Origin of the sequence: Staphylococcus sp. URHA0057 (assembly GCF_000620265.1) — a bacterium.
In the GTDB taxonomy this organism is placed as follows: Bacteria; Bacillota; Bacilli; order Staphylococcales; family Staphylococcaceae; genus Staphylococcus; species Staphylococcus pasteuri.
On record NZ_JHVS01000007.1, the window covers coordinates 148880 to 174557 of the forward strand.

At 31.1% G+C, this 25678-nt stretch carries 29 protein-coding genes; 20 read left to right on the forward strand and 9 right to left on the reverse strand.

Annotation, left to right across the window (positions count from 1 at the left end; genetic code table 11):
* Positions 1-5 precede the first annotated feature (5 nt).
* Genes N524_RS0105075 through N524_RS0105090 form a run of 4 tightly spaced genes read right to left on the reverse strand, consistent with a single transcriptional unit; the run spans position 6 to position 2995 of the window.
* The gene (locus tag N524_RS0105075; protein WP_029055841.1) at positions 6-695 is read right to left on the reverse strand and encodes an amino acid ABC transporter permease; all 690 of its coding nucleotides are present in this window, start codon (positions 693-695) and stop codon (positions 6-8) included.
* An 11-nt stretch (positions 696-706) separates the two neighbouring features.
* Positions 707-1390 carry an amino acid ABC transporter permease gene (locus N524_RS0105080; RefSeq protein ID WP_029055842.1) on the reverse strand — a complete coding sequence of 228 codons (684 nt, stop codon included), beginning with the start codon at positions 1388-1390 and terminating at the stop codon, positions 707-709.
* Between the two features lies 1 nt (position 1391).
* Positions 1392-2219: an amino acid ABC transporter substrate-binding protein gene (locus N524_RS0105085; protein ID WP_070453748.1), complete on the reverse strand. Its 828-nt coding sequence runs from the start codon at positions 2217-2219 to the stop codon at positions 1392-1394.
* Between the two features lie 26 nt (positions 2220-2245).
* Positions 2246-2995, reverse strand: coding sequence for an amino acid ABC transporter ATP-binding protein (locus tag N524_RS0105090; protein WP_017638554.1), 750 nt, complete (start codon positions 2993-2995; stop codon positions 2246-2248).
* A 155-nt stretch (positions 2996-3150) separates the two neighbouring features.
* On the opposite strand from N524_RS0105090, the gene N524_RS0105095 reads away from it, so the two are divergent.
* The 5 genes from N524_RS0105095 to N524_RS0105115 all read left to right on the forward strand — a co-directional run bounded on the left by N524_RS0105095 (position 3151) and on the right by N524_RS0105115 (position 7875).
* Positions 3151-4296 (forward strand): acyl-CoA dehydrogenase family protein, encoded by a 1146-nt coding sequence (locus tag N524_RS0105095; protein WP_017638553.1) that lies wholly within the window; start codon positions 3151-3153, stop codon positions 4294-4296.
* 129 nt (positions 4297-4425) lie between these two features.
* Positions 4426-5334 (forward strand): ABC transporter substrate-binding protein, encoded by a 909-nt coding sequence (locus N524_RS0105100; RefSeq protein ID WP_029055844.1) that lies wholly within the window; start codon positions 4426-4428, stop codon positions 5332-5334.
* 156 nt (positions 5335-5490) lie between these two features.
* Entirely contained in the window at positions 5491-6429 is a 939-nt protein-coding gene (locus N524_RS0105105) for a nucleoside hydrolase (protein WP_029055845.1), read from the forward strand.
* A 68-nt stretch (positions 6430-6497) separates the two neighbouring features.
* Positions 6498-7046 carry a biotin transporter BioY gene (locus N524_RS0105110; RefSeq protein WP_029055846.1) on the forward strand — a complete coding sequence of 183 codons (549 nt, stop codon included), beginning with the start codon at positions 6498-6500 and terminating at the stop codon, positions 7044-7046.
* Between the two features lie 73 nt (positions 7047-7119).
* Positions 7120-7875 (forward strand): GNAT family N-acetyltransferase, encoded by a 756-nt coding sequence (locus tag N524_RS0105115; protein ID WP_017638549.1) that lies wholly within the window; start codon positions 7120-7122, stop codon positions 7873-7875.
* A gap of 25 nt (positions 7876-7900) precedes the next feature.
* Here the strand turns inward: N524_RS0105115 and fdhD are convergent, their stop codons facing one another.
* The gene (gene fdhD / locus N524_RS0105120; protein WP_029055847.1) at positions 7901-8704 is read right to left on the reverse strand and encodes a formate dehydrogenase accessory sulfurtransferase FdhD; all 804 of its coding nucleotides are present in this window, start codon (positions 8702-8704) and stop codon (positions 7901-7903) included.
* A gap of 187 nt (positions 8705-8891) precedes the next feature.
* Between fdhD and modA the strand changes: the two genes are divergently transcribed.
* The 5 genes from modA to N524_RS0105145 all read left to right on the forward strand — a co-directional run bounded on the left by modA (position 8892) and on the right by N524_RS0105145 (position 12683).
* Positions 8892-9677 carry a molybdate ABC transporter substrate-binding protein gene (gene modA, locus N524_RS0105125; RefSeq protein ID WP_017638547.1) on the forward strand — a complete coding sequence of 262 codons (786 nt, stop codon included), beginning with the start codon at positions 8892-8894 and terminating at the stop codon, positions 9675-9677.
* A gap of 12 nt (positions 9678-9689) precedes the next feature.
* Entirely contained in the window at positions 9690-10361 is a 672-nt protein-coding gene (gene modB, locus N524_RS0105130) for a molybdate ABC transporter permease subunit (RefSeq protein WP_017638546.1), read from the forward strand.
* Entirely contained in the window at positions 10362-10967 is a 606-nt protein-coding gene (locus N524_RS0105135; RefSeq protein WP_017638545.1) for an ATP-binding cassette domain-containing protein, read from the forward strand. It abuts the gene before it with no gap.
* A gap of 187 nt (positions 10968-11154) precedes the next feature.
* Positions 11155-12159, forward strand: coding sequence for a ThiF family adenylyltransferase (locus N524_RS0105140; RefSeq protein WP_029055848.1), 1005 nt, complete (start codon positions 11155-11157; stop codon positions 12157-12159).
* 20 nt (positions 12160-12179) lie between these two features.
* A complete protein-coding gene (locus N524_RS0105145) occupies positions 12180-12683 on the forward strand; it encodes a MogA/MoaB family molybdenum cofactor biosynthesis protein (RefSeq protein ID WP_017638543.1) in 504 nt (167 codons plus the stop codon).
* Positions 12684-12751: 68 nt separating this feature from the next.
* Here the strand turns inward: N524_RS0105145 and moaC are convergent, their stop codons facing one another.
* Positions 12752-13240, reverse strand: a complete 489-nt coding sequence (moaC, locus tag N524_RS0105150; protein ID WP_017638542.1) for a cyclic pyranopterin monophosphate synthase MoaC — start codon at positions 13238-13240, stop codon at positions 12752-12754.
* Between the two features lie 58 nt (positions 13241-13298).
* Between moaC and N524_RS0105155 the strand changes: the two genes are divergently transcribed.
* The 7 genes from N524_RS0105155 (at position 13299) to N524_RS0105185 (ending at position 17990) form a co-directional block, all read left to right on the forward strand.
* A complete protein-coding gene (locus N524_RS0105155; RefSeq protein WP_029055849.1) occupies positions 13299-14558 on the forward strand; it encodes a molybdopterin molybdotransferase MoeA in 1260 nt (419 codons plus the stop codon).
* Positions 14555-15025 (forward strand): molybdopterin-guanine dinucleotide biosynthesis protein B, encoded by a 471-nt coding sequence (gene mobB / locus N524_RS0105160; protein ID WP_029055850.1) that lies wholly within the window; start codon positions 14555-14557, stop codon positions 15023-15025. Before N524_RS0105155 ends, mobB begins: the two co-directional genes overlap by 4 nt.
* A gap of 5 nt (positions 15026-15030) precedes the next feature.
* Positions 15031-15477, forward strand: coding sequence for a molybdenum cofactor biosynthesis protein MoaE (locus N524_RS0105165; protein WP_017638539.1), 447 nt, complete (start codon positions 15031-15033; stop codon positions 15475-15477).
* 1 nt (position 15478) lies between these two features.
* A complete protein-coding gene (gene moaD, locus N524_RS0105170; RefSeq protein WP_029055851.1) occupies positions 15479-15712 on the forward strand; it encodes a molybdopterin converting factor subunit 1 in 234 nt (77 codons plus the stop codon).
* A 4-nt stretch (positions 15713-15716) separates the two neighbouring features.
* Positions 15717-16322, forward strand: a complete 606-nt coding sequence (gene mobA, locus N524_RS0105175; protein ID WP_029055852.1) for a molybdenum cofactor guanylyltransferase MobA — start codon at positions 15717-15719, stop codon at positions 16320-16322.
* Between the two features lie 12 nt (positions 16323-16334).
* A complete protein-coding gene (gene moaA, locus N524_RS0105180; RefSeq protein ID WP_029055853.1) occupies positions 16335-17357 on the forward strand; it encodes a GTP 3',8-cyclase MoaA in 1023 nt (340 codons plus the stop codon).
* A gap of 282 nt (positions 17358-17639) precedes the next feature.
* Positions 17640-17990: a SarA family transcriptional regulator gene (locus N524_RS0105185; RefSeq protein WP_017638535.1), complete on the forward strand. Its 351-nt coding sequence runs from the start codon at positions 17640-17642 to the stop codon at positions 17988-17990.
* Between the two features lie 74 nt (positions 17991-18064).
* Here N524_RS0105185 and N524_RS0105190 read toward each other — a convergent pair whose 3' ends face one another.
* The gene (locus N524_RS0105190; protein ID WP_017638534.1) at positions 18065-19270 is read right to left on the reverse strand and encodes an MFS transporter; all 1206 of its coding nucleotides are present in this window, start codon (positions 19268-19270) and stop codon (positions 18065-18067) included.
* Positions 19267-19701, reverse strand: a complete 435-nt coding sequence (locus N524_RS0105195) for a MarR family winged helix-turn-helix transcriptional regulator (RefSeq protein ID WP_017638533.1) — start codon at positions 19699-19701, stop codon at positions 19267-19269. The genes N524_RS0105190 and N524_RS0105195 overlap by 4 nt, the downstream gene beginning before the upstream one ends.
* Before the next feature lie 178 nt (positions 19702-19879).
* Here N524_RS0105195 and N524_RS0105200 point away from each other — a divergent pair, with 178 nt between their 5' ends.
* Complete coding sequence (locus N524_RS0105200) at positions 19880-20641, forward strand: VOC family protein (RefSeq protein ID WP_029055854.1); 762 nt, start codon at positions 19880-19882, stop codon at positions 20639-20641.
* Here N524_RS0105200 and N524_RS0105205 read toward each other — a convergent pair.
* Positions 20638-20889 (reverse strand): hypothetical protein, encoded by a 252-nt coding sequence (locus N524_RS0105205; protein ID WP_017638531.1) that lies wholly within the window; start codon positions 20887-20889, stop codon positions 20638-20640. The genes N524_RS0105200 and N524_RS0105205 overlap by 4 nt on opposite strands.
* A gap of 211 nt (positions 20890-21100) precedes the next feature.
* Here N524_RS0105205 and N524_RS0105210 point away from each other — a divergent pair, with 211 nt between their 5' ends.
* Both N524_RS0105210 and N524_RS0105215 read left to right on the forward strand, forming a co-directional pair.
* Positions 21101-22351, forward strand: a complete 1251-nt coding sequence (locus N524_RS0105210) for a lipid II:glycine glycyltransferase FemX (RefSeq protein ID WP_017638530.1) — start codon at positions 21101-21103, stop codon at positions 22349-22351.
* Between the two features lie 118 nt (positions 22352-22469).
* The gene (locus N524_RS0105215; protein ID WP_029055855.1) at positions 22470-25634 is read left to right on the forward strand and encodes an efflux RND transporter permease subunit; all 3165 of its coding nucleotides are present in this window, start codon (positions 22470-22472) and stop codon (positions 25632-25634) included.
* Positions 25635-25678 lie beyond the last annotated feature (44 nt).

The following is a 25678-nucleotide window of genomic DNA, read 5'->3' on the forward strand; positions in this document are numbered from 1 at the left end:
TTTTATTAAGATGTTAAATAGTGTGTTGTGCGATGTTCAATTTTATGGAACACATACTCAATAACAATTGCCAATGCCCAGTAAAATATCGCTGCTACTGTATATACTGGTACAAATTGATAACCTTCATTAGCAATTTCAGTACTTATCGCCATAATTTCTGTTACTTGTACAGCAAAGGCAAGTGATGTTCCTTTTAATAACATAATAAATTGATTTTCAATATTAGGTAATGCATAGCCAAACGCTTGAGGGAAAACAATGCGTCTATAAACATTCCATTTAGATAAACCTACAGTTTGAGCAGCTTCAATTTGTTTAGGATCAACAGAAAGCAAACCGCCTTTAATAGATTCTGATAAATAGGCCGTCGCATGCAATGCAAAGGTGATTGCAGCAATCATCAATGGATGTGCCATATCTGGATTAAGTGAAGTATGAAAAATTGAGTTGAACCATAGAATAAGTGCTGGCAAACCATAATAGAAAATGAATAATTGAACTATGAGCGGTGTACTTCTGAAAAATGAATTATAAACGATTACTAATTGAGATAGTACAGGTATTCGTTGCAATCGAATAATCGCAAATACTGTACCTATAATAATACCAATCAACATAGCTATAAGTGTAATTGCAATTGTATTTGGTACACCCTTTAAAACTTCAATGAAGGTATGTAAAATGAATGACATTTGATTGCCTCCTATGCTTGATATGGTTTTTCTGAAACTTTATTAATTAATGTAAACACACCTTGAACAATCAAAGCGAGCATCCAATATATAATAGAAATAACAATATATACTTCTAACATTCCTAAACCATAATTATTGCCAATAATAAGTTGAACTTGTCCCATCATGTCTATAATTCCAATAGTAAATGCTAACGATGTATCTTTAATTAATTCTATAATCTGAGTCGTTAAATTAGGAATACTGTTACGTAAAGCTTGTGGAACGATAATATTTTTTAGTATTCTCGGATAGCTTAAACCTACTGATAATCCAGCTTCAATCTGACTATATTCAACAGATAAATAACCAGCTCGAAAGACTTCTGATAAATAAGCAGCACTATGAAGACTAAAAGCTAATATTATGAAAAATAATCTGTCAAAGTGATTAATGTTTATATGAAATATTAATAAAAATTGAGGTAATGCAAAATATACTAAAAACAATTGAAGTAGAAGAGGGGTACTTCTCATAAATGATTGGTATATTCTGACGCAAGGCGCCAATATAGGCGTTTGCTTAATACGAATCATTGTTAATAATAGTCCTAATATAATGGCAAAGATTAAAGCGCTTATAATCATTACTAGAGTAATAGGAAGTTGTTGTAATACTTGATTAAATAAATCTAACCATTGTGTGGCAGACATATTATTGCACCTCCAATTGTTTCTTATGCTTATTGATATTTTCTAAATCATCAAACACATCAATATCAAAATATTTTTTAGATAATTTTTGAAGTTTACCTTCTTTTTTTAATTCTTGAGTAGCTTGATCAATATCATCATGTAATTGTTGATTATCTTTGTTATAAACGATGTGAAGCGGTTCTTTTTTAACAATGCCACCAATTTTAACATCTTCATTTACTTTTTCTTGAATCGCTTTATATGTATTCCAATTTAAAAACATTGCATCACGTCGATGATTACCAACCATTTTTAAATTATCTCCATTAGAAGGTGCTTGAATCGTATCTATATTGATAGGTTCTTTATGTGACTTGTTATATTGTTTTAATATAGAAAATAAACCACCACTTGGTGCCATTGGAGTTAATCTCTTATTAGTTAAATCGCTAAGCTGATGTATATCATGATTATTTTTATTAACTGCAAGCATAGGTAATGCATAACTGTAAGGAACATCTTGATATAAAAATTGTTTTTCGCGTTCGGGTGTTTTAAAGAACCAATTAATTCCCATATCAAATTTTTTAGAACCTATACCTACTAGGTTAGATTCTTCTTCACCAACTTCATATTTAAAATGATATTGTGGTAATTTCTTCTCTAATAATTTCATATAATCCATATCAAGTCCTACAAATTCATTCTTTTTATTAGTATATAAATATGGAGGATTTACTTCTGCCGATAACGCTACTTTGATTTCTTTTGGATGAGCTTTAGTAGCACGTTGTGATTGATCATTTGAGCATGCAGATAAAGCTATAGTAGATATAAATACGCTCATTAATACTAACCAAGGGGAGAATCGTTTCAATTTACATCTACCTCCGTTCTAATACGTTGTATAAAACGTTGGATACGGTCATTATCTTGATTATATAAAACATCACTTGGTGAACCATGTACGACTAGTTCTCCGTTATCAATAAATAAAATTTGATCAGCAATAGCTTCAGCAAAGCTAATTTCGTGAGTTACTATAACCATTGTCATTCCTTGTTGTGCAATACGTTGTATAAGATTTAATACACTTTGGATTGATTCAGGGTCTAATGCAGATGTAGGTTCATCTAATAATAGTACTTTAGGATTTAATGCAAGTGCACGTACTATACCAACACGTTGACTTTGACCTCCTGATAGTTGGATAGGGTACTTATCTTTATGTTCTAATAAATTCACCATATTTAAGTGATCTTCAGCAATATGTATCGCTTCTCTTTTTCCTTTACCTTGCCCATAAATTAAGCCCTCAGTAATATTCTCTAATACGGTTTTGTTTTTAAATAAATTATAATTTTGAAAAACCATTGCTGATTGTTGTCGAAGATGATAAATATCTTTTTTAGTATGTTGTTCAGCATTAAATTGATAATCATCAATCGTTATCGAACCTTTAGAAGGAGTTGCGAGTGCGTTGAGAGTACGAAGTAAAGTTGTTTTTCCTGAACCACTAGGTCCAATAATAGCTGTCACGGTTCCCTGTTCTTGTGAAAAATTAATATCTTTTAAAACCTGATTTGAATGATAAAAATGAGATAAATGTTCTACTTGTATCAAGGTATCAGCCTCCCAAATATATTAAAGTAAATTTATCATATTAATTCTTATCGGTAAAGTAGGAATTGTGAAATATCAGTCCTTTTATTTAATAATGTTGAGTGTTAAACTAAGGATAATTAACAAGCTATTAATACTATGATGAGGTGAAAATAATGACACAGTCATTCTTGGTGCAATCAGAGATACAACATAAATGGATAAAAAAGTTTAAAACAATAGAAGAGCAGTTTAAATCGTATGCGGAGCAAAATGATATTGCCTCACGCTTTCCATTTGAAAATATAGAGTGGTTAATTAATGAAGGATATACTTTATTAACATTACCAAAAGCATACGGCGGTGAAGGCGCTACGATTGAAGATATGGTTATTTTGCAAACTTATTTAGCAGAAATAGATGGCGCAACTGCCTTATCAATAGGTTGGCATTTAAGTGTAGTGGGTCAATTATTTGAACAACAATTGTGGGAACCTGAATTATTAGAAGAATTTGCCGAAGCAGTGAAAAAAGGCGCACTCGTTAATCGTGCAGTAAGTGAAGCTGAAACTGGTAGCCCTACACGCGGAGGACGTCCGGCAACTCATGCAGTAAGAGAAAAAGACGGCTATATTTTAAATGGTGTCAAAACATTTACTTCAATGAGTAAGGCATTAACACACTTTATTGTAGGAGCATATGTAGAAGAATTAGATCAAGTAGGATTCTTTTTAGTTCCAAGAAATGTTGAAGGCGTGGACATCGCCGATAATTGGAACATGATTGGTATGCGTGCTACTGAAAGTCATGATTTAGTGTTAAATAATGTAAAAATTCCTCATAAATATTTTGTTGAACAGAAACGTAAACCTGGAGCAAATGGTTGGATTTTGCATATTCCTAGTGTCTATTTAGGAATCGCACAAGCAGCTAGAAATTACGCAGTAGATTTCACTAAAACGTATAGTCCGAATAGTATAGAAGGAACTATTGCAGAATTACCTACAGTTCAACAAAATTTAGGTAAAATGGAATCTCTATTATTATCGGCAAGACATTTTTTATGGAGTACTGCCCACGGTTATCAATTATATGAGAAAGACACAGAAATTTGGAATGAGACTTCTGCAAGTAAAGTACTTGTATTAAATCAAGGATTGGAAGTTGTAGATTTAGCAATGAGAATTGTAGGAGCAAAAAGTCTTGAGATGGAAAGACCATTACAAAGATATTATCGAGATATGCGCGCAGGTCTTCATAATCCTCCGATGGAAGATATGGCATATACTAATATTGCAAAAAGCATTACAGGATTAATATAGTAATAAGTTACTTTATTGAAATAAATTTATTAAAATTTAAAAAAACTGGTGAAATTGCTTATTGTAAAAATATATGTAAAGTTGTATAATTTTAATGAAATTGATAATCGTTTTCAATGGGAGGAAAAAATGAAGAAATTATTATTACCTTTAATAGCACTAGTGTTAGTTTTAGCTGCATGTGGTAACAACTCAGACGATAGTTCAAAGAATTCTGAGAAGAAATCTTACAAAACGGATGATGGGAAAACAATAAAAGTTCCTAAGGATCCAAAAAGAATTGCTGTTGTAGCTCCATCATATGCTGGTGGCGTGAAAAAATTAGGTGGAAATGTAGTAGCAGTAAGTAATCAAGTCGATCAAAGTGATATTTTGAAAGACAAATTTAAAGGTGTAACTAAAGTTGGAGACGATGATGTCGAAAAAGTTGCAAAAGAAAAACCAGATTTAATTATTGTCTTAGATCAAAATAAAAACATTAAAAAATATAAAAAAATCGCAGCAACTGTACCATTTAACTATGCGAAACATAGTTACTTAGAACAACAAGAAGAACTAGGTAAATTACTAGGTAAAGAAGATGCAGTTAAAAAATGGGAAAAAGAATGGAAAGATCAAACTTCTAAAGACGGCAAAGAGATTAAAGATAAAATTGGTAAAGATAAAACTGTAACTATCTTTGATGAATTTGATAAAAAATTATACACTTACGGCGACCATTGGGGCCGTGGCGGAGAAATTTTATATCAAGCATTCGGTCTTAAAATGCCAAAATCAGTTGATGATTTAACTAAAAAAGCTGGATTTGCTGAAGTTAAACAAGAAAAAGTTGATCAATACGCTGGCGATTACATTGTATCTACAAGTGAAGGTAAAGCAACACCTGCATATGAAAAAACAAATATGTGGAAAAACTTACCTGCAGTTAAAAATGGTAATGTGATTAAAGTTAAAGCAGAAACATACTGGTATAATGATCCATATAGCTTAGACTTCATGCGTAAAGATTTGAAGAAAAAATTAATGGATACTAAATAAAAAGATAATAAAAAAACGATATCAATAACTTAGAAGTTGAGACGCAAATTGTGTCTCAACTTCTTTTATGTAGTAGTAAATTATGAATTTTGTTTGTGATTTCGATATAATTACATATAAATTGAAAGAAATAAAATAATAAAAAGGAGAAAAACAATGAAAAAAGTTTATTTTAATCATGATGGTGGCGTTGATGATCTTATATCTTTATTCTTACTTTTACAAATGGAAGAAATAGAACTTGTAGGTGTAAGCACGATTGGAGCAGATTGCTATTTAGAACCATCTTTAAGTGCGTCTATCAAGATTATCAATCGCTTTTCCAATCAAAAACTTGATGTTGCACCATCATTTGAAAGAGGGAAAAATCCATTTCCTAAAGATTGGAGAATGCATGCATTTTTCATGGACGCGTTACCAATTTTAAATGAAAAAGTTACTTTAACAAATTCAAAAGAAAATCATCTTGAGGCTTATGAAGATATCATTAACATTCTTCAAAATACTGAAGAAAAAATTACATTGTTATTTACTGGTCCTTTAACTGACTTAGCTAAAGCATTAAAAATACAACCAACTATAGTGAACAAAGTAGATAAATTAGTTTGGATGGGAGGAACATTTTTAGAAAAAGGTAATGTTGAAGAACCAGAGCATGACGGCACGGCAGAATGGAATGCGTTTTGGGATCCAGAAGCGGTGAAAACAGTATTTGATAGTGATATCAAGATAGATATGGTAGCTTTAGAAAGCACCAATCAAGTTCCTTTAACTTTAGAAGTGAGACAACGTTGGGCAGATGAACGTCATTATACAGGTATTGATTTCTTAGGTGTTAGTTATGCAGCTGTACCACCATTAACACATTTTATAACAAATTCGACTTACTTTTTATGGGATGTGTTAACAACAGCTTATGTAGGTAATCCTAAATTAACTAAATCAGTTAAATTGAATGTAGATGTTAAAGCACATGGTCCAAGTCAAGGTAGAACATTTAAATGTAATGATGGCCGAGAGGTTAATGTGATTAATTATGTAGAGCGAAATAATTTCTTTAATTATATAAGTGATTTAGCAAAACGTGTCAACTAATGTAAACTTTTTATTCCATTAAGTTTACATTAATGGTATAATCATTCTCATGTAAGGAGGATGAAATGATGAGTACAAAAGAATTAGTATTTACAGCTTTGATGGCAGCCATCATTTGTATTTTAGGTTTGGTACCACCAGTACCTTTACCAATTATGCCAGTACCAATTGTATTGCAAAATATAGGGATATTTTTAGCAGGAATAATGTTAGGAAGAAAGTTAGGAACTTTAAGTGTTGTTGTATTTTTACTGTTAGCTGCAGTAGGACTACCAGTGTTATCAGGTGGTAGAGGGGGTATCGGCGTTTTCGCAGGTCCTTCAGCAGGATTTTTATTCTTATATCCAGTTGTAGCTTTCTTTATCGGATGGATAAGAGACAAATATTTACATAAAGTAAACTTTATAATGCTATTAGTTGCTACTATTATCATTGGTGTACTTGGATTAGATATACTAGGTACCATTATAATGGGATTCATTATAAATATACCTATTTCTAAATCCATCGTATTATCATTAACTTTTATGCCTGGGGATATAGTTAAAGCAATTATTGCAAGCTTAATAGGAGCGACTTTACTTAATCACTCTCGATTCAAACAGTTGATAAAATAAAATCAGTGTAAGACAATGTTTCATATATAGAATCATAACAATTCTAATTATCTGCTGAGATGGGGTAATATTTATGAAGCATTTGACGATGTCTGATATATATTTGGAAGGTAATATTTTTTTAGAAGATTCAATGAAGACCGTTTATTTAACACCATCAGATGCACTTCAATTTGCCAACAATACTTGGTTATATCATCAGTGCCCATCACAAGTTCAATGGTTGAAAGATATTGAAACCCAAAAGGAAATGCATGTTGCACAAGGTTCCAATCACTTATCTTTTTACTTTCCTGAGAACGATCAACTTAATGAACAGTGGTTTGAACTGTTTAAAGAATTAGGATTTGAACTTGGTGTATTAGAATTCTATATCATTGAAGCAAATGACTTAGCCCAATTAAGTAGAAATCAAGATGTAAGATTAATCAAAGTAAATCGTACTAACTTAAATGATTATCTTGATATTTTCTATCAATTTTCATTACCATATGGCAAAAAATATGCTAAAAAAAATGTTGAAAAGATTAGACAAAACTTTGATAACATGAAAGCAACGCCTATGATTGGATATTTAGAAAATAAGCCAGTAGGTATTGTCGATGTGATAGAAAATAAAAACTCTGTAGAAATAGATGGATTTGGCGTACTTGAAAATTACCAAAGAAATGGTATCGGTCGTACAATGCAATCGTATATAGGGGAATTAGCAGGGCAACGCCCAGTTATTTTAGTTGCAGATGGTGAAGATACAGTTAAAGATATGTATTTGAAACAGGGTTATGTATATAGAAGTTTTAGATATCAAATATTAAAAGAAAATATATAAAAAGAGCTGCTGTTGATTTCAAACACTAATTGAAATCAACAGCAGCTTTTATACGTTCTGGATGGCTATATATATTAAAGTTACCGTCTCTAATAAATCCAACAGCAGTAATGTTTAAATCATCTGCTAATTGTACAGCTAATGTCGTTGGTGCTGATTTAGATAAAATAACGCCTACGCCAATTTTGGCAGCTTTAATTAAAATTTCCGAGGAAATACGACCACTAAATATTAAAATTTTATTTCTTACAGGAATATTATTTTGTATACAAAATCCAAATAATTTATCTAGCGCGTTATGACGACCAATATCTTGACGATGTTCAAAGAAGTTATCACCATCGCTAATAGCCGCATTGTGCAATCCGCCTGTCTGCTTAAATATTGTACTGGCAGTTTGTAAGCGAGTCATCATATTTAAAACTTGCTGAGGAGTAATAGTGATATTAGATAAGGATGTTTTAGCAGTAGCAGCATCGTTATGAAAATAAAATTCACGACTTTTACCACAACATGATGCAATCATTCGTTTACTAGAGTATTCGAATCGATCATTTAGCGATTTTGTTAGTTCAACATGGGCAAACCCTCTACTATCATCTATTTGTAATGATTTTAGTTCTGCTTTTTTTAATAATGCACCTTCTGATGCTAAGAACCCCAATACTAATTCTTCCATATTAGTAGGACTACAAATAACAGTTGCAAACTCTTCACCATTGACCATGATAGTTAATGGGAATTCTGTTACATAAGTATCTACAGTATCCTTTAATTCACCATTTTCAAATCTAATAATGTGCTGATTGGATGAAACATCTTTATTCATTTTGTAACTCCTTTATATCACTATAAATTCTATATTAGTGCGTTTTTCACAAAATATAAATAAATTTGCTTTGATAGTTATTTATATTTAAAAAATTAAAGTATATAATCTACATATAGATATTAACTTCAAATAAAATATAAATCTATTAAATTCGAAGTGTAATGTACTTTAAGGAGGAATTTTTGTGAAGATTAAAAGTTTATTTGTGATTTTGTTAATGGGACTTTTGGTTCTAGCCGGATGTTCGAATTCATCATCGGATAATGGAAAGAAAAGTGAAAAATCTGACAGTAAAGATAAGAAACAAGAATTACAAATTTCAGCAGCAGCAAGTTTAACAGATGTTAGTAAAGAATTGAAAAAAGAATTTGAAAAAGATCATAAAGATGCTAAAGTTGATTTCAACTATGGTGGTTCAGGTGCTTTAAGACAACAAGTTGAATCTGGTGCACCAGTAGACGTTATTATGTCAGCTAACACAAAAGATGTTGATATCTTAAAAGATAAAAAGAAAGCGCATGATACATATAATTATGCCAAAAATAAATTAGTACTTATAGGCGACAAAGATAAAAATTATAAATCTGTTAAAGATTTAAAAGATAATGAAAAATTAGCTTTAGGTCAAATCAAAACAGTACCTGCAGGTAAATATGGTAAACAATACTTACAAGAAAATAATTTGTGGGATGCAACAAAAGACAAAGTAGTTTACGCAAAAGACGTTAAACAAGTATTAAACTATGTACAAAAAGGTAACGCACAACAAGGATTTGTTTATAAAACAGATTTATATAAAAATAAAAAGAAAATTGATTCAGTAAAAGAAATTAAAGAAGTAAAATTATCAAAACCAATTACTTATGAAGCAGGAGCGACTTCTGATAAAAAATTAGCTAAAGAATGGATGGAATTCTTAAAATCAGACAAAGCTAAACAAATCATCAAAGATTATCAGTTCTCAGCATAGGGGTTGTTTTTAATGCCTGACTTAACTGCATTTTGGCTATCGATTCGAGTAGCAACTTTGAGTACATTGATTGTAATGGTACTTGGAATTATTGTATCAAGATGGTTATATCATCGTAAGAAACGATGGGTTAAAATCATTGAAAGTTTTATATTATTACCTATTGTTCTTCCGCCCACAGTAATGGGGTTCATATTATTAATTATATTTTCACCACGAGGTATTGTAGGAAAATTCTTCAGTAATATATTGCATTTACCAGTAGTATTTACATTGACTGGGGCTGTTATTGCATCTGTTATTGTTAGTTTTCCACTGATGTATCAACATACAATTCAAGGTTTTAATAGCATTGATAAACGTATGTTGGATACTGCTAGAACAATGGGAGCAAGTGAAGGAAAGATTTTCTATAGAATAGTATTACCTTTATCTAAACGTTATATATTATCAGGAATTATGATGAGTTTCGCTAGAGCTATCGGTGAATTCGGAGCAACTTTAATGGTTGCCGGCTATATTCCTAATAAAACAAATACTCTACCACTAGAAATTTATTTCTTAGTTGTTGAAGGAAAAGAAAATCAAGCTTGGTTGTGGGTGTTAGTTCTAGTAGCATTCTCTATTGTTGTTATTATGACAATCAATTTATTAAATTATGATAAGTTTAGGGAGCGTGATTAAATGTTGAATATTGATATTACACATCAAATTAATCAACGTCCAATTCATATTCACATTGAAGATCAGGTTCCCAAAATATATGCAATCCAAGGACCGTCTGGAATAGGCAAAACGACTATATTAAATATGATAGCCGGTTTAAAAAAACCAGATGATGGAATGATTCAAATTAATGATCGTGTACTAACCGAAACTGAAAAGCATATTGATATAAAAATTCAACAAAGACAAATTGGTTATTTATTTCAAGATTATCAATTGTTTCCGCATCTCACAGTGAAACAGAATATTACATTTATGACATCTTCATCGGAGCATATTGATAATTTATTAGAAACACTAAATATAAAACATTTAATGAATCATTACCCAATCACCTTATCAGGTGGGGAAGCACAACGTGTTGCTTTAGCAAGAGCTTTAAGTATAAAACCAGATTTAATACTACTCGATGAACCATTTTCTAGTTTAGACGATCAGACTAAACGTGAAAGCATAGCCTTAGTTCGAAAGATTTTTAATGAGTGGCAAATTCCTATTATATTTGTTACACATTCGAATGAAGAAGCCAAAGAACTTGCAGACGAAATGATTATGATTTCTTAACCATAATAAAACTTTAATTATTAATCAAAATTAATGAGAGTCAATTTTAATAAGTTCCTATCAGAGTAAACATTGAAAAATGAGAACTTTGATAGGAACTTTTTATGTTGAGGTTTTGTCACTTTGAGACACAAGATTTATAATAGAGATAACATATTTCAAGGGAGATTCAAAAATGAATCAGGAAATGAATCAGGATAGATATTCAAGACAAATGTTATATAAACATATAGGTGTTGAAGGTCAACGCAGTATTAGTCAAAAACATGTGATGATTGTTGGTATGGGTGCTTTAGGCACACATGTTTCAGAAGGCTTAGTAAGAGCCGGCATACAACAACTTACGATTGTTGACAGAGATTATATTGAATATAGTAATTTGCAACGGCAAACTTTATTTACTGAGCAAGATGCACTTGATATGCTGCCTAAAGTCATTGCTGCCAAGAAACATCTGCAATCAATTCGACAAGATGTGACAATCAATGCATTAGTCTCACATGTAGATACTTACTTTTTAGATAAACATACATCTGGAATTGATTTAATCATTGATGCAACTGATAATTTTGATACAAGACAACTTATTAATGATTTTGCTTATCAAAATTCAATTCCATGGATTTATGGGGGAGTTGTACAAAGTACTTATGCTCAAACTACCTTTGTTCCAGGAAAGACACCATGTTTTAATTGCTTATTACCACATTTACCTTCAATTAATTTAACTTGCGATACTGTAGGTGTGATACAACCGGCTGTAACAATGACAACTAGTTTTCAAATCACTGATGCATTGAAAATACTCACGCATCAAGATACCGATATTAAATTAAAATATGGTGATGTGTGGGAAGGATATCATCATGCCATTGGTTTTAAAAATATGCAAAATGACTCATGTTCTACCTGCGGACAATCACCTACTTATCCTTATTTGAATAATAGTCAACGTCAGTACGCAACATTATGTGGCAGAGATACAGTGCAATATATTAATAAAGATATTACCCAGGAAATGCTTATATCATTTTTAAATTCTCACCATATTCAATATAAACAAAATCCATATATGATTGTATTTTCATTTAAAGGTTATAGAATCGTAGCATTTAATGGAGGTCGATTATTAATACATGGATTAACTAGTCCTAACGAAGCTACTAAACTAATCAATCAATTATTTGGGTAAACATTTAAGGAGGAGAAATCATGCATCAACATATTAAACTGGATAGAGATATTGAAGTGGCAATTTTAACTGTATCGGACACAAGAGATTATAATACTGATAAAGGTGGACAACTTATTCAAACATTATTAGAAAATGAAAATGTTAATGTGAAAGATGACTATTATAAGATTGTAAAAGACAATCAGCAAGATATTCATGAACAACTTTCTACATGGTTAAAACAGAATGATATAGATGTCATTATAACGACTGGTGGGACAGGTATAGCACAAAGAGATGTGACAATTGAGGTTGTACGTCCTTTATTAGATAAAGAAATTGAAGGATTTGGAGAAATGTTTCGTTATTTAAGTTATACAGAAGATGTAGGCACGAGAGCTATTTTATCTAGAGCAATTGCAGGTACACATCAGGATAAACTGTTATTTTCACTTCCAGGATCAACTGGTGCAGTTAAATTAGCTATGGATAAACTTATTAAGCCAGAATTAAATCATCTAGTTCATGAATTAACAAAATAATATAAAAGAGGACTGAAGTCAAAGTTTCATTGCTTCAATCCCAATTAAGTATACAGTTATTTTATTTATTATTCTGGACGCTTGTAATCGCCTGATTTACCACCAGATTTAGCAGCTAAATAAGTTTGTCCTATTGTCATTCCTTTATCAACAGCTTTCGTCATATCATATATTGTTAAAGCTGTTACCGATGCAGCAGTTAGTGCTTCCATTTCTACACCTGTTTTTCCGGTTGTTGATACAGTTGCTTTTATATGCAATTCGTATTGGTTAGATTGATAAGTATCCCATTCAAAAGCGACGTCTATACCAGTTAATGGAAGCGGATGACACATTGGTATTATTGTAGAAGTATTTTTAGCTGCCATGATGCCAGCAATTTGTGCAGTATTTAATACGTTACCTTTAGCATTAGTATTTTGAACAATTTGTTGATAAATAGTTTCGTTCACTATAATGCTGGAATAAGCGATTGCTGTTCGTTTTGTAATTTCTTTATTTGAAACATCAACCATTTTCGCATTACCCTGTTGGTTAATGTGTGTAAAATCTGACATATTAACCCTCCTTATCGATACAAGTATATCACGAAATAAATATTTTGGAGATGATCATATGACATTTGAAAAAAGAAGTCCAATTCCCGTTAAAGAAGCAATTCAACGTGTTGTAAAACAAGATATAAATTCTAGCAAAATTTCAGTTCCTTTAAATCAAAGTACTGGCCATATTTTAGCAAGTGACATTGTAGCTACTTATGATATACCAAGATTTAATAAATCACCATACGATGGATTTGCGATTAGAAGTCAAGACTCTATAGGAGCAAGTGGTGAAAATCGTGTACATTTTAAAGTGATTGATCATATTGGCGCTGGCTCCGTGTCTGATAAAAAAGTTGGTGAACATGAAGCGGTAAGAATTATGACAGGTGCACAATTACCTGAAGGAACAGATGCAGTTGTCATGTTTGAACAAACTGTACAACAAGAAGATACGTTTTCAATTAGAAAGACATTTGAACAACATGAAAATGTTTCATTGAAAGGTGAAGAAACACAGACTGGAGACCTTGTTTTGAAAGCAGGACAACAAATCAATCCAGGAGCTATAGCTGTATTAGCAACATATGGTTATACAGATATTGAAGTATGGAAGAAACCAAGTATAGCTGTTATTGCGACAGGTAGTGAGTTACTAGAAGTGGAAGATGAGCTTCAACCTGGTAAAATTAGAAACTCAAACGGTCCGATGATTAAAGCATTAGCTGAACAATTTGGATTAAAAGTAGGTACTTATCAAATTCAGCAAGATGATTTACAAAGTAGTATTGAAGTCGTTAAAAAAGCGATGAATGAACATGACATTGTTATTACTACAGGTGGCGTATCTGTCGGAGATTTTGACTACTTACCTGAAATTTATCAAGCACTACATGCAGAAGTATTATTTAATAAAGTTGCAATGAGACCTGGAAGTGTAACAACTGTTGCAGTTGCTAATAATAAATATTTATTTGGTTTGTCTGGTAATCCTTCAGCATGTTTCACAGGATTTGAATTGTTTGTAAAACCAGCAATTAATCAAATGATGAACGCTAATGCAGTTTATCCTCAAATTGTTAAAGCTACATTAATGGAAGATTTTACTAAAGCTAATCCATTTACTAGATTTATACGTGCTAAAGCTACATTTACATCTGCTGGCGCTACAGTTGTTCCATCTGGATTTAATAAATCAGGTGCAGTAGTCGCTATTGCTCATTCAAATTCAATGATTATGTTGCCAGGAGGAACACGAGGGTTTAAAAAAGGACACCTAGTAGACGTTATACTTACAGAATCATCTGCTTATGAAGAGGAATTGAATATATGATTCTTCAAATAGTCGGATTTAAAAATTCTGGAAAAACAACACTCATGATGCATGCAGTTAATAAATTAAAATCTATAGAGTTAAAAGTTGCGACAATAAAACATCATGGGCATACTGGTTCGGATATTGAGTTACAAGGACAACATGTGGATCATATGAAACACTTTGAATCAGGTGCGGACCAAAGCATTATACAAGGGCATGAATATAGACAGACTGTAACTAGAATTAATGAACAAAGCCTTTCAAAGATTATTAAAGACTCTGTTACAATTGATTATGACATCATTTTAGTTGAAGGTTTTAAGGATGAAAAATATGAAAAAATCATAGTTTATAACAGTGAATCACAATTGCAAAAGCTAAATCATTTAAACAATGTATGTTATAAGATAAAATTAAATGAACCTAATGCTTATCAATTATTTGATGAATGGTTAATAAATAAAGTGACACATAAGGATTGAGTGTAATGAAACAATTTGAAATCGTTAAAGAACCAATTCAAATAGAGCCATATCGTGCATTTACACTAAACGAACATCAAGGTGCAATGGTGACGTTCACTGGACATGTTCGTGAATGGACTAAAGGAGTAAAAACTGAGTATTTAGAATATGAAGCTTATATTCCAATGGCTGAAAAGAAAATGGCTCAAATAGGTCAAGAAATAGAACAAAAATGGCCAGGTACTATAACAACTATAGTACACAGAATTGGTCCTCTTGAGATATCAGATATAGCTGTCTTAATTGTAGTATCGTCTCCTCATCGTAAAAATGCATATCGTGCGAATGAATATGCCATAGAACGAATTAAAGAAATAGTACCAATATGGAAAAAAGAGATATGGGAAGATGGTGCTGAATGGCAAGGCCATCAAAAAGGCGACTATGATGAAGCTAATGGGAGGAAATAAATTGGAAGTACTTTACTTTGCAGAATTAAAAGATATAGCTAATCAACAGTCAGAAACAATAGATGTTTCAGATCCTTTAACTGTAGAAGCGTTTAAAGTGATGATTGTTGAACATTATCCAGAAATGGAACATAAGCAATTTCAAATTGCAGTTAATGAAGAATTCGTTAAATTAACTGATAAGATTGAACCTGGTGATACTGTAGCACTCATTCCACCAGTGAGTGGAGGATAAATAAATGAAAGCAATTATACTCGCTGGAGGCCAATCAAGTCGATTTGGGCGTCCCAAAGCATTTGCTTCAGTTGACGGACAAATGTTTTATCAGCGAATAGTGAATGTACTTAAATCAACAAATATGTTTAATGACATTATTATTAGTACGAATAGTCAACTTAAAAATGAATTTAAATATCAAAATATAGTTGTAGATAAAGACAATTATAAAGGAAAAGGACCGCTAGCAGGCATATTGTCAGTGATGGAACAATACCCGGATGAAGAATTGTTTTTCGTAGTGTCAGTTGATACTCCGATGATAAACGAAAAAGCCATAAATCAACTATATCAATTTATGATGTCTCATCTTATTGAAGATCAAATAGATATAGCAACGGTTAAGTCAAATGGATATATGATTCCGACGATTGGTTTTTATAGTCCTAAAACGAAAAATGTAATTGAACAAATTTTGAATTCTGATGATTATAGTTTTAAGAAACTGTATGAAGAAATGAATGTAGATTGGATTAATGTAGAAGACATCGATGCACCGTCATATTGGTATTATAATATCAACTCTCAACAAGATTTGGACACTTTAAAACAACAGTTAGATCAATAAGGAGGGTCCATTATGGTGGAGCAAATTAAAGATAAACTTGGTCGCCCGATAAGAGACTTAAGATTATCAGTCACAGATAGATGTAATTTCAGATGTGATTATTGCATGCCAAAAGAAATATTTGGCGATGATTTTGTCTTTTTACCTAAAGATGAATTATTGTCTTTTGATGAAATGGTCAGAATTGCTAGATTGTATGCTCATTTAGGAGTTAAAAAGATAAGAATAACAGGTGGGGAACCATTATTAAGAAGAAATCTTTACCAACTCATTGAGCAACTGAATCAAATAGAAGGCATTGAAGATATAGGTATGACTACTAATGGATTACTTTTAAAAAAACATGGTCAAAATTTATATAATGCAGGCCTTAGACGTATTAACGTGAGTTTAGATGCTATTGACGATGAAGTCTTTCAAGCAATTAATAATAGAAATATTAAAGCTTCTACAATATTAGAACAGATTGATTATGCGATTTCGATTGGTTTACAAGTTAAAGTGAATGTCGTTATTCAAAAAGGCGTGAATGATGATCAAATCATACCTATGATTGAATATTTTAAAGATAAAGCTATTGAAATAAGATTTATTGAATTTATGGATGTCGGTAATGACAATGGCTGGGACTTTAGCAAAGTAGTGAGTAAAGATGAAATGTTAAATATGGTTGAACAACATTTTGAAGTTGAGCCTGTAGAACCTAAATATTTTGGAGAGGTAGCTAAATACTATCGTCACAAAGATAATCAAGTGAAGTTTGGACTTATAACTAGTGTATCTCAATCATTTTGTTCAACATGTACGAGAGCCCGTTTATCCTCAGATGGTAAATTTTACGGATGTTTATTTGCAGATGTAGAAGGATTTGATGTTAAGAACTTTATGCGCTCTGGTGCAACAGATGAGGAATTATTAGAGCAATTTAAAGCACTTTGGCACATTAGAGATGATCGATATTCAGATGAACGAACAGAACAAACAGTAAAAAATAGAAAACGTAATAAGATTAATATGAATTATATTGGTGGATAGTATTAAATTTTAATTTAAATAAGTAGAAAAATAGAGTCATATTTATACAATCATAAAATCTTTTATAGATTATATGTGTCTCGTCATTTCAATACAATAACTTTTATATACTTTTCACTATTAAACATGTACTTTAAAATGTTGAATTTCTAAACAAAATTTAGACTTAAATTTAATATTTGTAATAGATAAAATGCTTACTATGTTATATAATAAAGTTAAGCAATTTAATTGTACAATACAAACATAACATCTAAGAATCAACATAGGAGGCATTTTAATATGAATAATAAAGTACAAGGGTTTATTGCATCTGAAAGAGAACTAAGTCAACTTAAGCACTGGTTAAAAACATCTTATCGCACTTCAATTGAAGAATTTGTCGTTTTATACAAAGTCTTTGAAGGTGAGAAGATTAGTGGTAAAGAATTAAGAGATACGTTACATTTTGAAATGTTATGGGACACAAGTAAAATTGATGTGATTATCCGTAAGATTTATAAAAAAGAACTTATTTCAAAATTACGTTCAGAAACAGATGAGCGACAAGTTTACTACTTCTTTAACGCAAAGCAAAAGAAATTAATGGATAAAATGATAAACGAAATCGAAGCAATTAGTATTGCAAACTAAATATATAAAATAAAAGCTAGAGACATCATCTTTAATGTGATGTCTCTAGCTTTTTAATTTATTTGTAGTAACTACTATTCATATGAATATGTGTTTTTAACTTTTTTACCATGAACAAAGAAATATACAATTGTAGTTAGAATGCCTAAAATAGCCATTGCTCCATAAATTTGACTATATGAAATCATATGTGTAAATAAACCTAAGAATGAAGGACCGAAGCCAATACCAACATCTAATCCGATAAAGTAAGTTGATGTAGCTAAGCCATACTTAAATGAAGGTGATACTTTAATTGAAATAGCTTGCATTGATGAAGAAAGGTTACCGTAACCAATACCTAGTAATACACCAGAAAGTAATAATAATCCACTATTAAAACTAAACATTAAACAAATGAAACTTAGTATAAGAGCAATAAATGAAGGGTAAACGACTACATTTTCATTTTTACTATCCATTAAACGACCGGCAATAGGGCGTGTAACTAAAGAAGCCACTGCGTAGAAAATAAAGAAGTAACTAGCCGCACTGACTAAATCACGTTGCTCAGCAAAAGCTTGTAAGTACGTTAATATCGCTGCATAAGTAATACCAACTAATAACATAACAATTGCAACTGGTACAGCTTCTTTAGCGATGAAATTATGAATACTAAAGCCATTTGAACTTGTGGAATTTTGTTCTTTATTCGTAGGATTAAAATCAATATTAATAAATAAGGATAAGATAAGTCCTAAAATGCCTAACACAATACATAACGTAAATAGTAAGGTGATAGAAAATGCATTCAGTAACAAAATACCAAAGAAAGGACCAACAGCTGTACCTAAAACTAAACTTAGTGAAAATAAGCTAATGCCTTCACTTTTACGTGTTTGTGGTGTGACATAAGCTGCGATAGTACCAGTTGCTGTTGTAGCAATTGCAGTTGCAATACCGTTGATTAAACGTACAAACATTAAGAAATAAATATTACCAGGAATAAAATACAATGCTTGAGTTATCACAAGACAGAAAAGACCAAACATTAAAATCTTTTTAGGACCAAATGTATTTACATATTTACCCGTTCCAAAACGACCAATTAATGATCCCACAATAAATAACCCCACGACTAGTCCAGCTAAACTATCAGATGCATGATATTCAGATTTACTATAGCCTGCGATGACTACAATCAATAAATACATACATAAGTACACGAAAAAATTTATGATGAAATTAAGATTGAAGCGTTTAGTAAAGATAGGTGCTTTAATAGATGAAGTTTCACTCATTCTTGACTCTCCTTTAGTATTGTTTCATAAATAATTGACATTGAATTAGTAATTTCTGTCAGTTGTTGCTCATTTATACCAGATTTTTCAATAATTTCATCCTGTATTTCATTTACCTCTTTATTGATAGTTTCAAAAAATTGTCGACCTTCTTCAGTTAAACTTAACCATTTTTGTCGTTTATCATTTCCAGTAGTATAAGAAATTAATTCTCTTTCGAGTAAAACTTTAATAAATTTTCTAGCAGTCGGTTTTTCTATAGCACGACGATAAGATATATTAACTAAGGTCGTTGGTTGAAATTGCGCAATATCTTTTAAAACGAGCCATTGGCCAGTATGAATATTATGTCGTTCTAATATAGGCTGAGTTAATTTAATATAAGGTCGATAAATACTAATAAAACTATTGAAAAATTTGTTGTTAATCATGAGCACACCTCAAAATTTATAATTTAGTTAGCTTAGCTAACCTTTTTGAAACGCAAGATTCATTATAAAACTAAAAGCAATATTTTTCAATACCAATTTAAAGTAAGTTTTTAGAAGTATAATACTTCGTATTTTGTTAAAATAAGAACTGAGAAATGAATAAAAAGGGGACAAAAAGATGGATTTGAAATTTGATCATATCATTCATTATATTGATCAATTAGAGCAATTTAAGTTTCCAGGTAACCTTATCACGTTGCATTCAGGTGGAAAACACAATAAATTTGGAACATTTAATAAGTTATCGTATATAAATGGAAATTACATAGAATTTTTAGATGTAGAAGATCAAGAAAAATTGCAGAAATTAGCTAAAACTGAAGAGGGAAGAGTATCATTTGCTACTAAAATAGCTCAAGATCATTTTAAACAAGGATTCAAAACCATTTGTCTAAGAACAAATAATATAGACGCTATTAAGCAAACACTGGAAGAACGTAATATAGAAGTTATTGGTCCAGTAAATATGGAGAGAGAAACTAAAAAAGGTGAAAAAATAACTTGGCGACTTTTATATATTGCTGATCCTAGTTATATGGTTAAACCACCATTTTTCATACAATGGGATCAAGGTGAAGCTAATCGATATGCACAGTTAGAACCTTTATATCAAACCCAATTCTCTATAGAGATGATAATAGTTACTACTAGTCAACGAGAAAAGACAGTACAAAACTGGCAAAATTGGTTTGATATGCAAGTTGTAAATGAAACTGATAAATACACTGATTTAATTTTAAAGGAAGATCAAATGTACTTTAGAATTGAAGATGGTAAAGAATCTGGTTATCACACTGTCGTGTTTAAAGACGCTGAGGCAACATCACCATATTCAATATATATAAGAGGTGCAAAATATCGTTTTGAACCTAATAATTAATATAGATAAGTATAAGCACTTTGTATGATAATGGCGATATGGACAACTACAATAATAATCGAAGCAATACTTAAATACATGCTAAATTGAGTTGTTCTAATAAGTAAAAAGAACAATGATAAAACGAAACTAAATGCAGCCAGTATGACTCTTAAGCTAAAATATTGGACTGTTAAATCATTATTCAAACTAATGACAATGATAAGAGCGTTTAAGATGATAAATAAAATTAATAGCGTTGGACGCAATTTGAACACCTCTTTCGTAAGAATTTTAGTGTTTTATTATACCAATTTTAAAACTGCTTTAAAAATTATTTAGCTGAAATAAAATAACTTATAGGAATTAAAGAACATGTTTTTAATGTTGTTGTAGATTCATTTATGTGTTTTATCGACACTCATAGATAGACGTTGTATAATTATAGTTATTGTTAATAAAAAGGAGATATTATAAACCATGGAAAAGATGAATATCACTAATCAAGAACATGACGCATTTGTAAAATCTCATCCAAATGGCGATTTACTGCAACTTACGAAATGGGCAGAAACAAAGAAATTGACTGGATGGTATTCAAGAAGAATTGCGATAGGTGAAAATGGTGAAATTAAGGGCGTTGGACAATTATTATTCAAAAAAATTCCGAAACTACCATTTACATTATGTTATGTATCTAGAGGATTTGTAACTGATTACGATAATAAAGAAGCATTATCACAATTATTAGAAGAAGCGAAAAAAGTAGCTAAAGAAGAAAAAGCTTACGCAATTAAAATAGATCCAGACGTTGAAGTAGAACACGGTGCTGAAGCATTGAAAAATTTACGTAATTTAGGATTTAAGCATAAAGGATTTAAAGAAGGTTTATCTAAAGATTATATTCAACCAAGAATGACAATGATCACACCAATTGATAAATCTGATGAAGACATTATTCAAAGTTTTGAAAGACGAAATCGCTCTAAAGTGAGATTAGCATTAAAAAGAGGTACGAAAGTTGAAAGAGCTGGTAGAGAAGGATTAAAAACATTCGCACATTTAATGCAAATTACAGGAGAACGAGATGGATTCTTAACTAGAGATATTAGTTACTTTGAAAATATATATGATGCATTACATGAAGATGGCGATGCAGAATTGTTCTTAGTTAAATTAGAACCAAAACCAGTGCTTGAAACAGTGAATTCAGAAATTAAAGAATTAGAAAATGAAATTGAAAAACTTCAAAATAAAAAGCAAGATAAAAAAACACTAAATAAAATCAATGATGCTAATAATAAAATTAAAAAATCTCAAGATTTAAAAGATGATTTATTAAGACTTGAAAAAGAACATCCAGAAGGTATTTATTTATCAGGTGCATTATTAATGTTTGCAGGTAGTAAATCTTATTACTTATATGGCGCTTCATCTAATGACTTCCGAGATTTCTTACCTAATCATCATATGCAATATACTATGATGAAATATGCTCGTGATCACGGAGCTAAAACATATGATTTTGGTGGAACTGATAATAATCCAGACAAAGATTCAGACCATTATGGATTATGGACATTTAAAAAAGTATGGGGAACTTACTTAAGTGAAAAAATTGGTGAATTTGATTATGTTTTAAATCAACCACTTTACCAACTTATTGAACAAGTTAAACCAAAATTAACAAAAGCTAAAATTAAACTATCACGAAAATTAAAGCGTAAATAGATTTTTTATTATCTGAACGATTCTATAAATAAAGAACGTTCAGATTTTTTTAGAATCATTTTTTAAAATAATAGAATATAGCACTATATATAAATTGATAAAAGGGGACACTAATTATATGATCAAAAAGCTATTGCAATTTTCTTTAGGCAATAAGTTCGCAATATTCTTGATGGTATTACTCGTTATTTTAGGTGGAGTGTATGCTAGTGCCAAGTTAAAACTTGAATTATTACCGGACGTAGAGAATCCTATGATCTCAGTTCAAACAACAATGCCTGGTGCCACACCACAAACTACTCAAGATGAGATTAGCAGTAAAATAGATAGTCAAGTTAGATCGATGGCATATGTTAAAAGCGTTAAAACTGAATCTATCCCAAATGCTTCAATTGTAACTGTAGAATATAATAATGATACAGACATGGATAAAGCTGAGGAACAGTTAAAAAAAGAAATTGATAAAATTAAATTCAAAGACGGGGTCAGTGATCCTGAATTAACAAGAAATTCTATGGATGCATTTCCTATCGTAGCTTATTCTTTAACAGATAAAGATAATGATTTAAAATCAGTAACTAAAAAATTAAACCAGCAACTTATTCCAAAATTACAAACAATCGATGGTGTTCAAAATGCTCAATTAAATGGCCAAACAAATCGTGAAGTAACATTAAAGTTCAAGCAAAAAGAACTTGATGAAAAAGGTGTTACAGCAGATGATGTCGAAAACTATTTAAAAACAGCGACTCGAGAAACGCCGCTAGGGCTTTTCCAATTTGGAGATACTGACAAATCTATCGTTGTCGATGGACAGTTTACATCAGTCAATGCACTGAAAAACTTAAAAATCCCTGCAACGATTGCCGGACAAGGACAAAGTAGTGATAGCAGCGACGATGGAGAGAGCGACAGCTTAATGCCATCTGATCAATCATCAGCGTCCGCTGGTAGTTCTAAACAAAGTTCATCAGGCTCTATGCCTACATTTAAATTAAAAGACGTAGCTAATATTACGGTTGGTGATGAACGTACATCCATTTCGAAAACGAATGGAAAAGATGCAGTAAATTTACAAATAACAAAAGCTCAAGATGCTAATACCGTTCAAGTTGCAAAAGATGTACAGAAAAAAGTAGATGAATTTGAAAAAAATAATAGTGAAATGAAAGCTATTAAAACGATGGATACTGCTAAACCAATTGAAGATTCTTTATATACTATGATTGAAAAAGCAGCATTAGGAACAATCGTAGCTATCGTAGTTATATTGTTATTCTTAAGAAATATACGAACAACAGCTATTTCAGTCGTTTCAATACCAATGTCAATATTAATTGCACTCGTAGCATTGAAATTATCTAATGTGTCACTAAATATATTGACTTTAGGAGCATTAACAGTAGCTATTGGACGAGTTATAGATGATTCTATCGTTGTGGTTGAAAATATATATAGACGTTTATCTGATAAAAATGAACAACTCAAAGGTGATTCATTAATCATAAACGCAACAACTGAAGTGTTTAAACCAATACTATCTTCAACATTGGTTACTATTATTGTGTTCTTGCCATTAGCATTTGTGTCAGGGTCTGTTGGTGAAATGTTCAGACCATTCGCACTCTCAATTACATTCAGTTTATTAGCTTCATTATTAGTATCAATCACAGTAGTTCCAGCGCTAGGTTCTACGCTATTTAGAAAAGGAATCCAAACTAAACCTCAAAAACAAAAGCATGGGGTAGTTAGTGAGGGGTATAAAAAGGTATTAAATTGGTCACTTAATCATAAGTGGATCGTCATTATAATTAGTATTGTATTACTAGTTGGAAGTATTGGATTAGGTGCTGCAAAATTAGGCACAAGTTACATTTCATCAGGAGATAATAAATTCATGGCGTTAACTTATACGCCTAAACCAGGTGAAACTGAAAAATCAGTGCTCGAACATGGTGAACAAGTTCAAAAGTATTTAAAATCTAAAGATAAAGTTAACACTGTTCAATATTCTGTAGGAGGGCCAACACCATCTGATCCTACTGGTAGTACAAATAGTATGGCGTTGATGGTAGATTATGATAAAGATACGCCAAACTTTGAAGAAGAGCCAGATAAAGTATTAAAACATGTTGATTCATTTAAACATCCTGGTCAATGGAAGAACCAAGATTTAGGTACTGGTGCTGGAAATGATTCTATTGAAGTAACAGTTAAAGGTCCATCAACGGATGCTATTAAAGGTACTGTTCATAAAATTGAAAGCACTATGAAAGATGTTAAAGGTATCAATAATGTTAAATCAGATTTATCACAAACATACGATCAATATGAAGTAAAAGTCGATCAAAATAAAGCGGCAGATAATGGAATATCAGCTAGTCAGCTTGCGATGAATTTAAATGAAAACTTACCAGAAAAAACAATTACGACAGTTAAAGAAAACGGTAAGAAAATAGATGTTAAAGTAAAACAAAACAAGCAAACTGATTGGTCACAAAGTAAATTAGAAAATATTAAATTGAAAAAACCAACAGGTGGTTCAATTAAATTAAGTGAAATTGCTAGTCTTAAAAAATCAACTACACCAAGTAAATTGACTCAAGAAGATGGTGACTATTCAACTACAGTTTCAGGTAAGATTACGACAAGTGATGTAGGTGGTACTTCACAAAAAGTAATGTCTAAAATTAATAAAATTGATAAACCACATAGCGTAAAAGTGAATGTTGGAGGCGCAACTGATGACATCAACTCTGCTATATCTCAACTTGCAATAGCTATGTTAGCAGCAATAATTATAGTGTATCTTATATTAGTAATTACATTTAAAGGTGGATTAGCTCCATTCACTATTTTATTCTCATTACCATTTACAATAATAGGTGTTGTATTATCACTTGTGATTACAGGCGAAACTATCTCAGTACCTAGTTTAATTGGTATGTTGATGTTAATTGGTATTGTTGTTACAAATGCCATTGTTTTGATAGATAGAGTTATTAATAATGAAAAATCAGGTATGGATATGAAAGCTGCTTTAATTGAAGCGGGAGGAACGAGAATTCGTCCTATATTAATGACAGCAATAGCAACAATAGGTGCTTTAGTACCGTTGTTATTTGGTGAAGATAGTTCTATCTTAATATCTAAAGGAATGGCAGCAACTGTTATTGGAGGACTAATATCTTCAACAATATTAACGCTTGTTGTTGTTCCAGTAATTTACGAAATTTTATTCACAATTAAAGATAAAATTTATCGTAAACTAAACAGAAAATAATTAAAAAAGCATCATTCCTTCAAAAAGGAATGATGCTTTTTACT

What these genes read in the sequence shown, in the direction of transcription:
- N524_RS0105075 (WP_029055841.1), bottom strand. Translation starts at nt 695, where the DNA reads ATGTCATTCATTTTACATACCTTCATTGAAGTTTTAAAGGGTGTACCA.
- N524_RS0105080 (WP_029055842.1), bottom strand. Translation starts at nt 1,390, where the DNA reads ATGTCTGCCACACAATGGTTAGATTTATTTAATCAAGTATTACAACAA.
- N524_RS0105085 (WP_070453748.1), bottom strand. Translation starts at nt 2,219, where the DNA reads ATGAGCGTATTTATATCTACTATAGCTTTATCTGCATGCTCAAATGAT.
- N524_RS0105095 (WP_017638553.1), top strand. Translation starts at nt 3,151, where the DNA reads ATGACACAGTCATTCTTGGTGCAATCAGAGATACAACATAAATGGATA.
- N524_RS0105100 (WP_029055844.1), top strand. Translation starts at nt 4,426, where the DNA reads ATGAAGAAATTATTATTACCTTTAATAGCACTAGTGTTAGTTTTAGCT.
- N524_RS0105105 (WP_029055845.1), top strand. Translation starts at nt 5,491, where the DNA reads ATGAAAAAAGTTTATTTTAATCATGATGGTGGCGTTGATGATCTTATA.
- N524_RS0105110 (WP_029055846.1), top strand. Translation starts at nt 6,498, where the DNA reads ATGAGTACAAAAGAATTAGTATTTACAGCTTTGATGGCAGCCATCATT.
- N524_RS0105115 (WP_017638549.1), top strand. Translation starts at nt 7,120, where the DNA reads ATGAAGCATTTGACGATGTCTGATATATATTTGGAAGGTAATATTTTT.
- fdhD (WP_029055847.1), bottom strand. Translation starts at nt 8,704, where the DNA reads ATGAATAAAGATGTTTCATCCAATCAGCACATTATTAGATTTGAAAAT.
- modB (WP_017638546.1), top strand. Translation starts at nt 9,690, where the DNA reads ATGCCTGACTTAACTGCATTTTGGCTATCGATTCGAGTAGCAACTTTG.
- N524_RS0105135 (WP_017638545.1), top strand. Translation starts at nt 10,362, where the DNA reads ATGTTGAATATTGATATTACACATCAAATTAATCAACGTCCAATTCAT.
- N524_RS0105140 (WP_029055848.1), top strand. Translation starts at nt 11,155, where the DNA reads ATGAATCAGGATAGATATTCAAGACAAATGTTATATAAACATATAGGT.
- N524_RS0105145 (WP_017638543.1), top strand. Translation starts at nt 12,180, where the DNA reads ATGCATCAACATATTAAACTGGATAGAGATATTGAAGTGGCAATTTTA.
- moaC (WP_017638542.1), bottom strand. Translation starts at nt 13,240, where the DNA reads ATGTCAGATTTTACACACATTAACCAACAGGGTAATGCGAAAATGGTT.
- N524_RS0105155 (WP_029055849.1), top strand. Translation starts at nt 13,299, where the DNA reads ATGACATTTGAAAAAAGAAGTCCAATTCCCGTTAAAGAAGCAATTCAA.
- mobB (WP_029055850.1), top strand. Translation starts at nt 14,555, where the DNA reads ATGATTCTTCAAATAGTCGGATTTAAAAATTCTGGAAAAACAACACTC.
- N524_RS0105165 (WP_017638539.1), top strand. Translation starts at nt 15,031, where the DNA reads ATGAAACAATTTGAAATCGTTAAAGAACCAATTCAAATAGAGCCATAT.
- mobA (WP_029055852.1), top strand. Translation starts at nt 15,717, where the DNA reads ATGAAAGCAATTATACTCGCTGGAGGCCAATCAAGTCGATTTGGGCGT.
- moaA (WP_029055853.1), top strand. Translation starts at nt 16,335, where the DNA reads ATGGTGGAGCAAATTAAAGATAAACTTGGTCGCCCGATAAGAGACTTA.
- N524_RS0105185 (WP_017638535.1), top strand. Translation starts at nt 17,640, where the DNA reads ATGAATAATAAAGTACAAGGGTTTATTGCATCTGAAAGAGAACTAAGT.
- N524_RS0105190 (WP_017638534.1), bottom strand. Translation starts at nt 19,270, where the DNA reads ATGAGTGAAACTTCATCTATTAAAGCACCTATCTTTACTAAACGCTTC.
- N524_RS0105195 (WP_017638533.1), bottom strand. Translation starts at nt 19,701, where the DNA reads ATGATTAACAACAAATTTTTCAATAGTTTTATTAGTATTTATCGACCT.
- N524_RS0105200 (WP_029055854.1), top strand. Translation starts at nt 19,880, where the DNA reads ATGGATTTGAAATTTGATCATATCATTCATTATATTGATCAATTAGAG.
- N524_RS0105210 (WP_017638530.1), top strand. Translation starts at nt 21,101, where the DNA reads ATGGAAAAGATGAATATCACTAATCAAGAACATGACGCATTTGTAAAA.
- N524_RS0105215 (WP_029055855.1), top strand. Translation starts at nt 22,470, where the DNA reads ATGATCAAAAAGCTATTGCAATTTTCTTTAGGCAATAAGTTCGCAATA.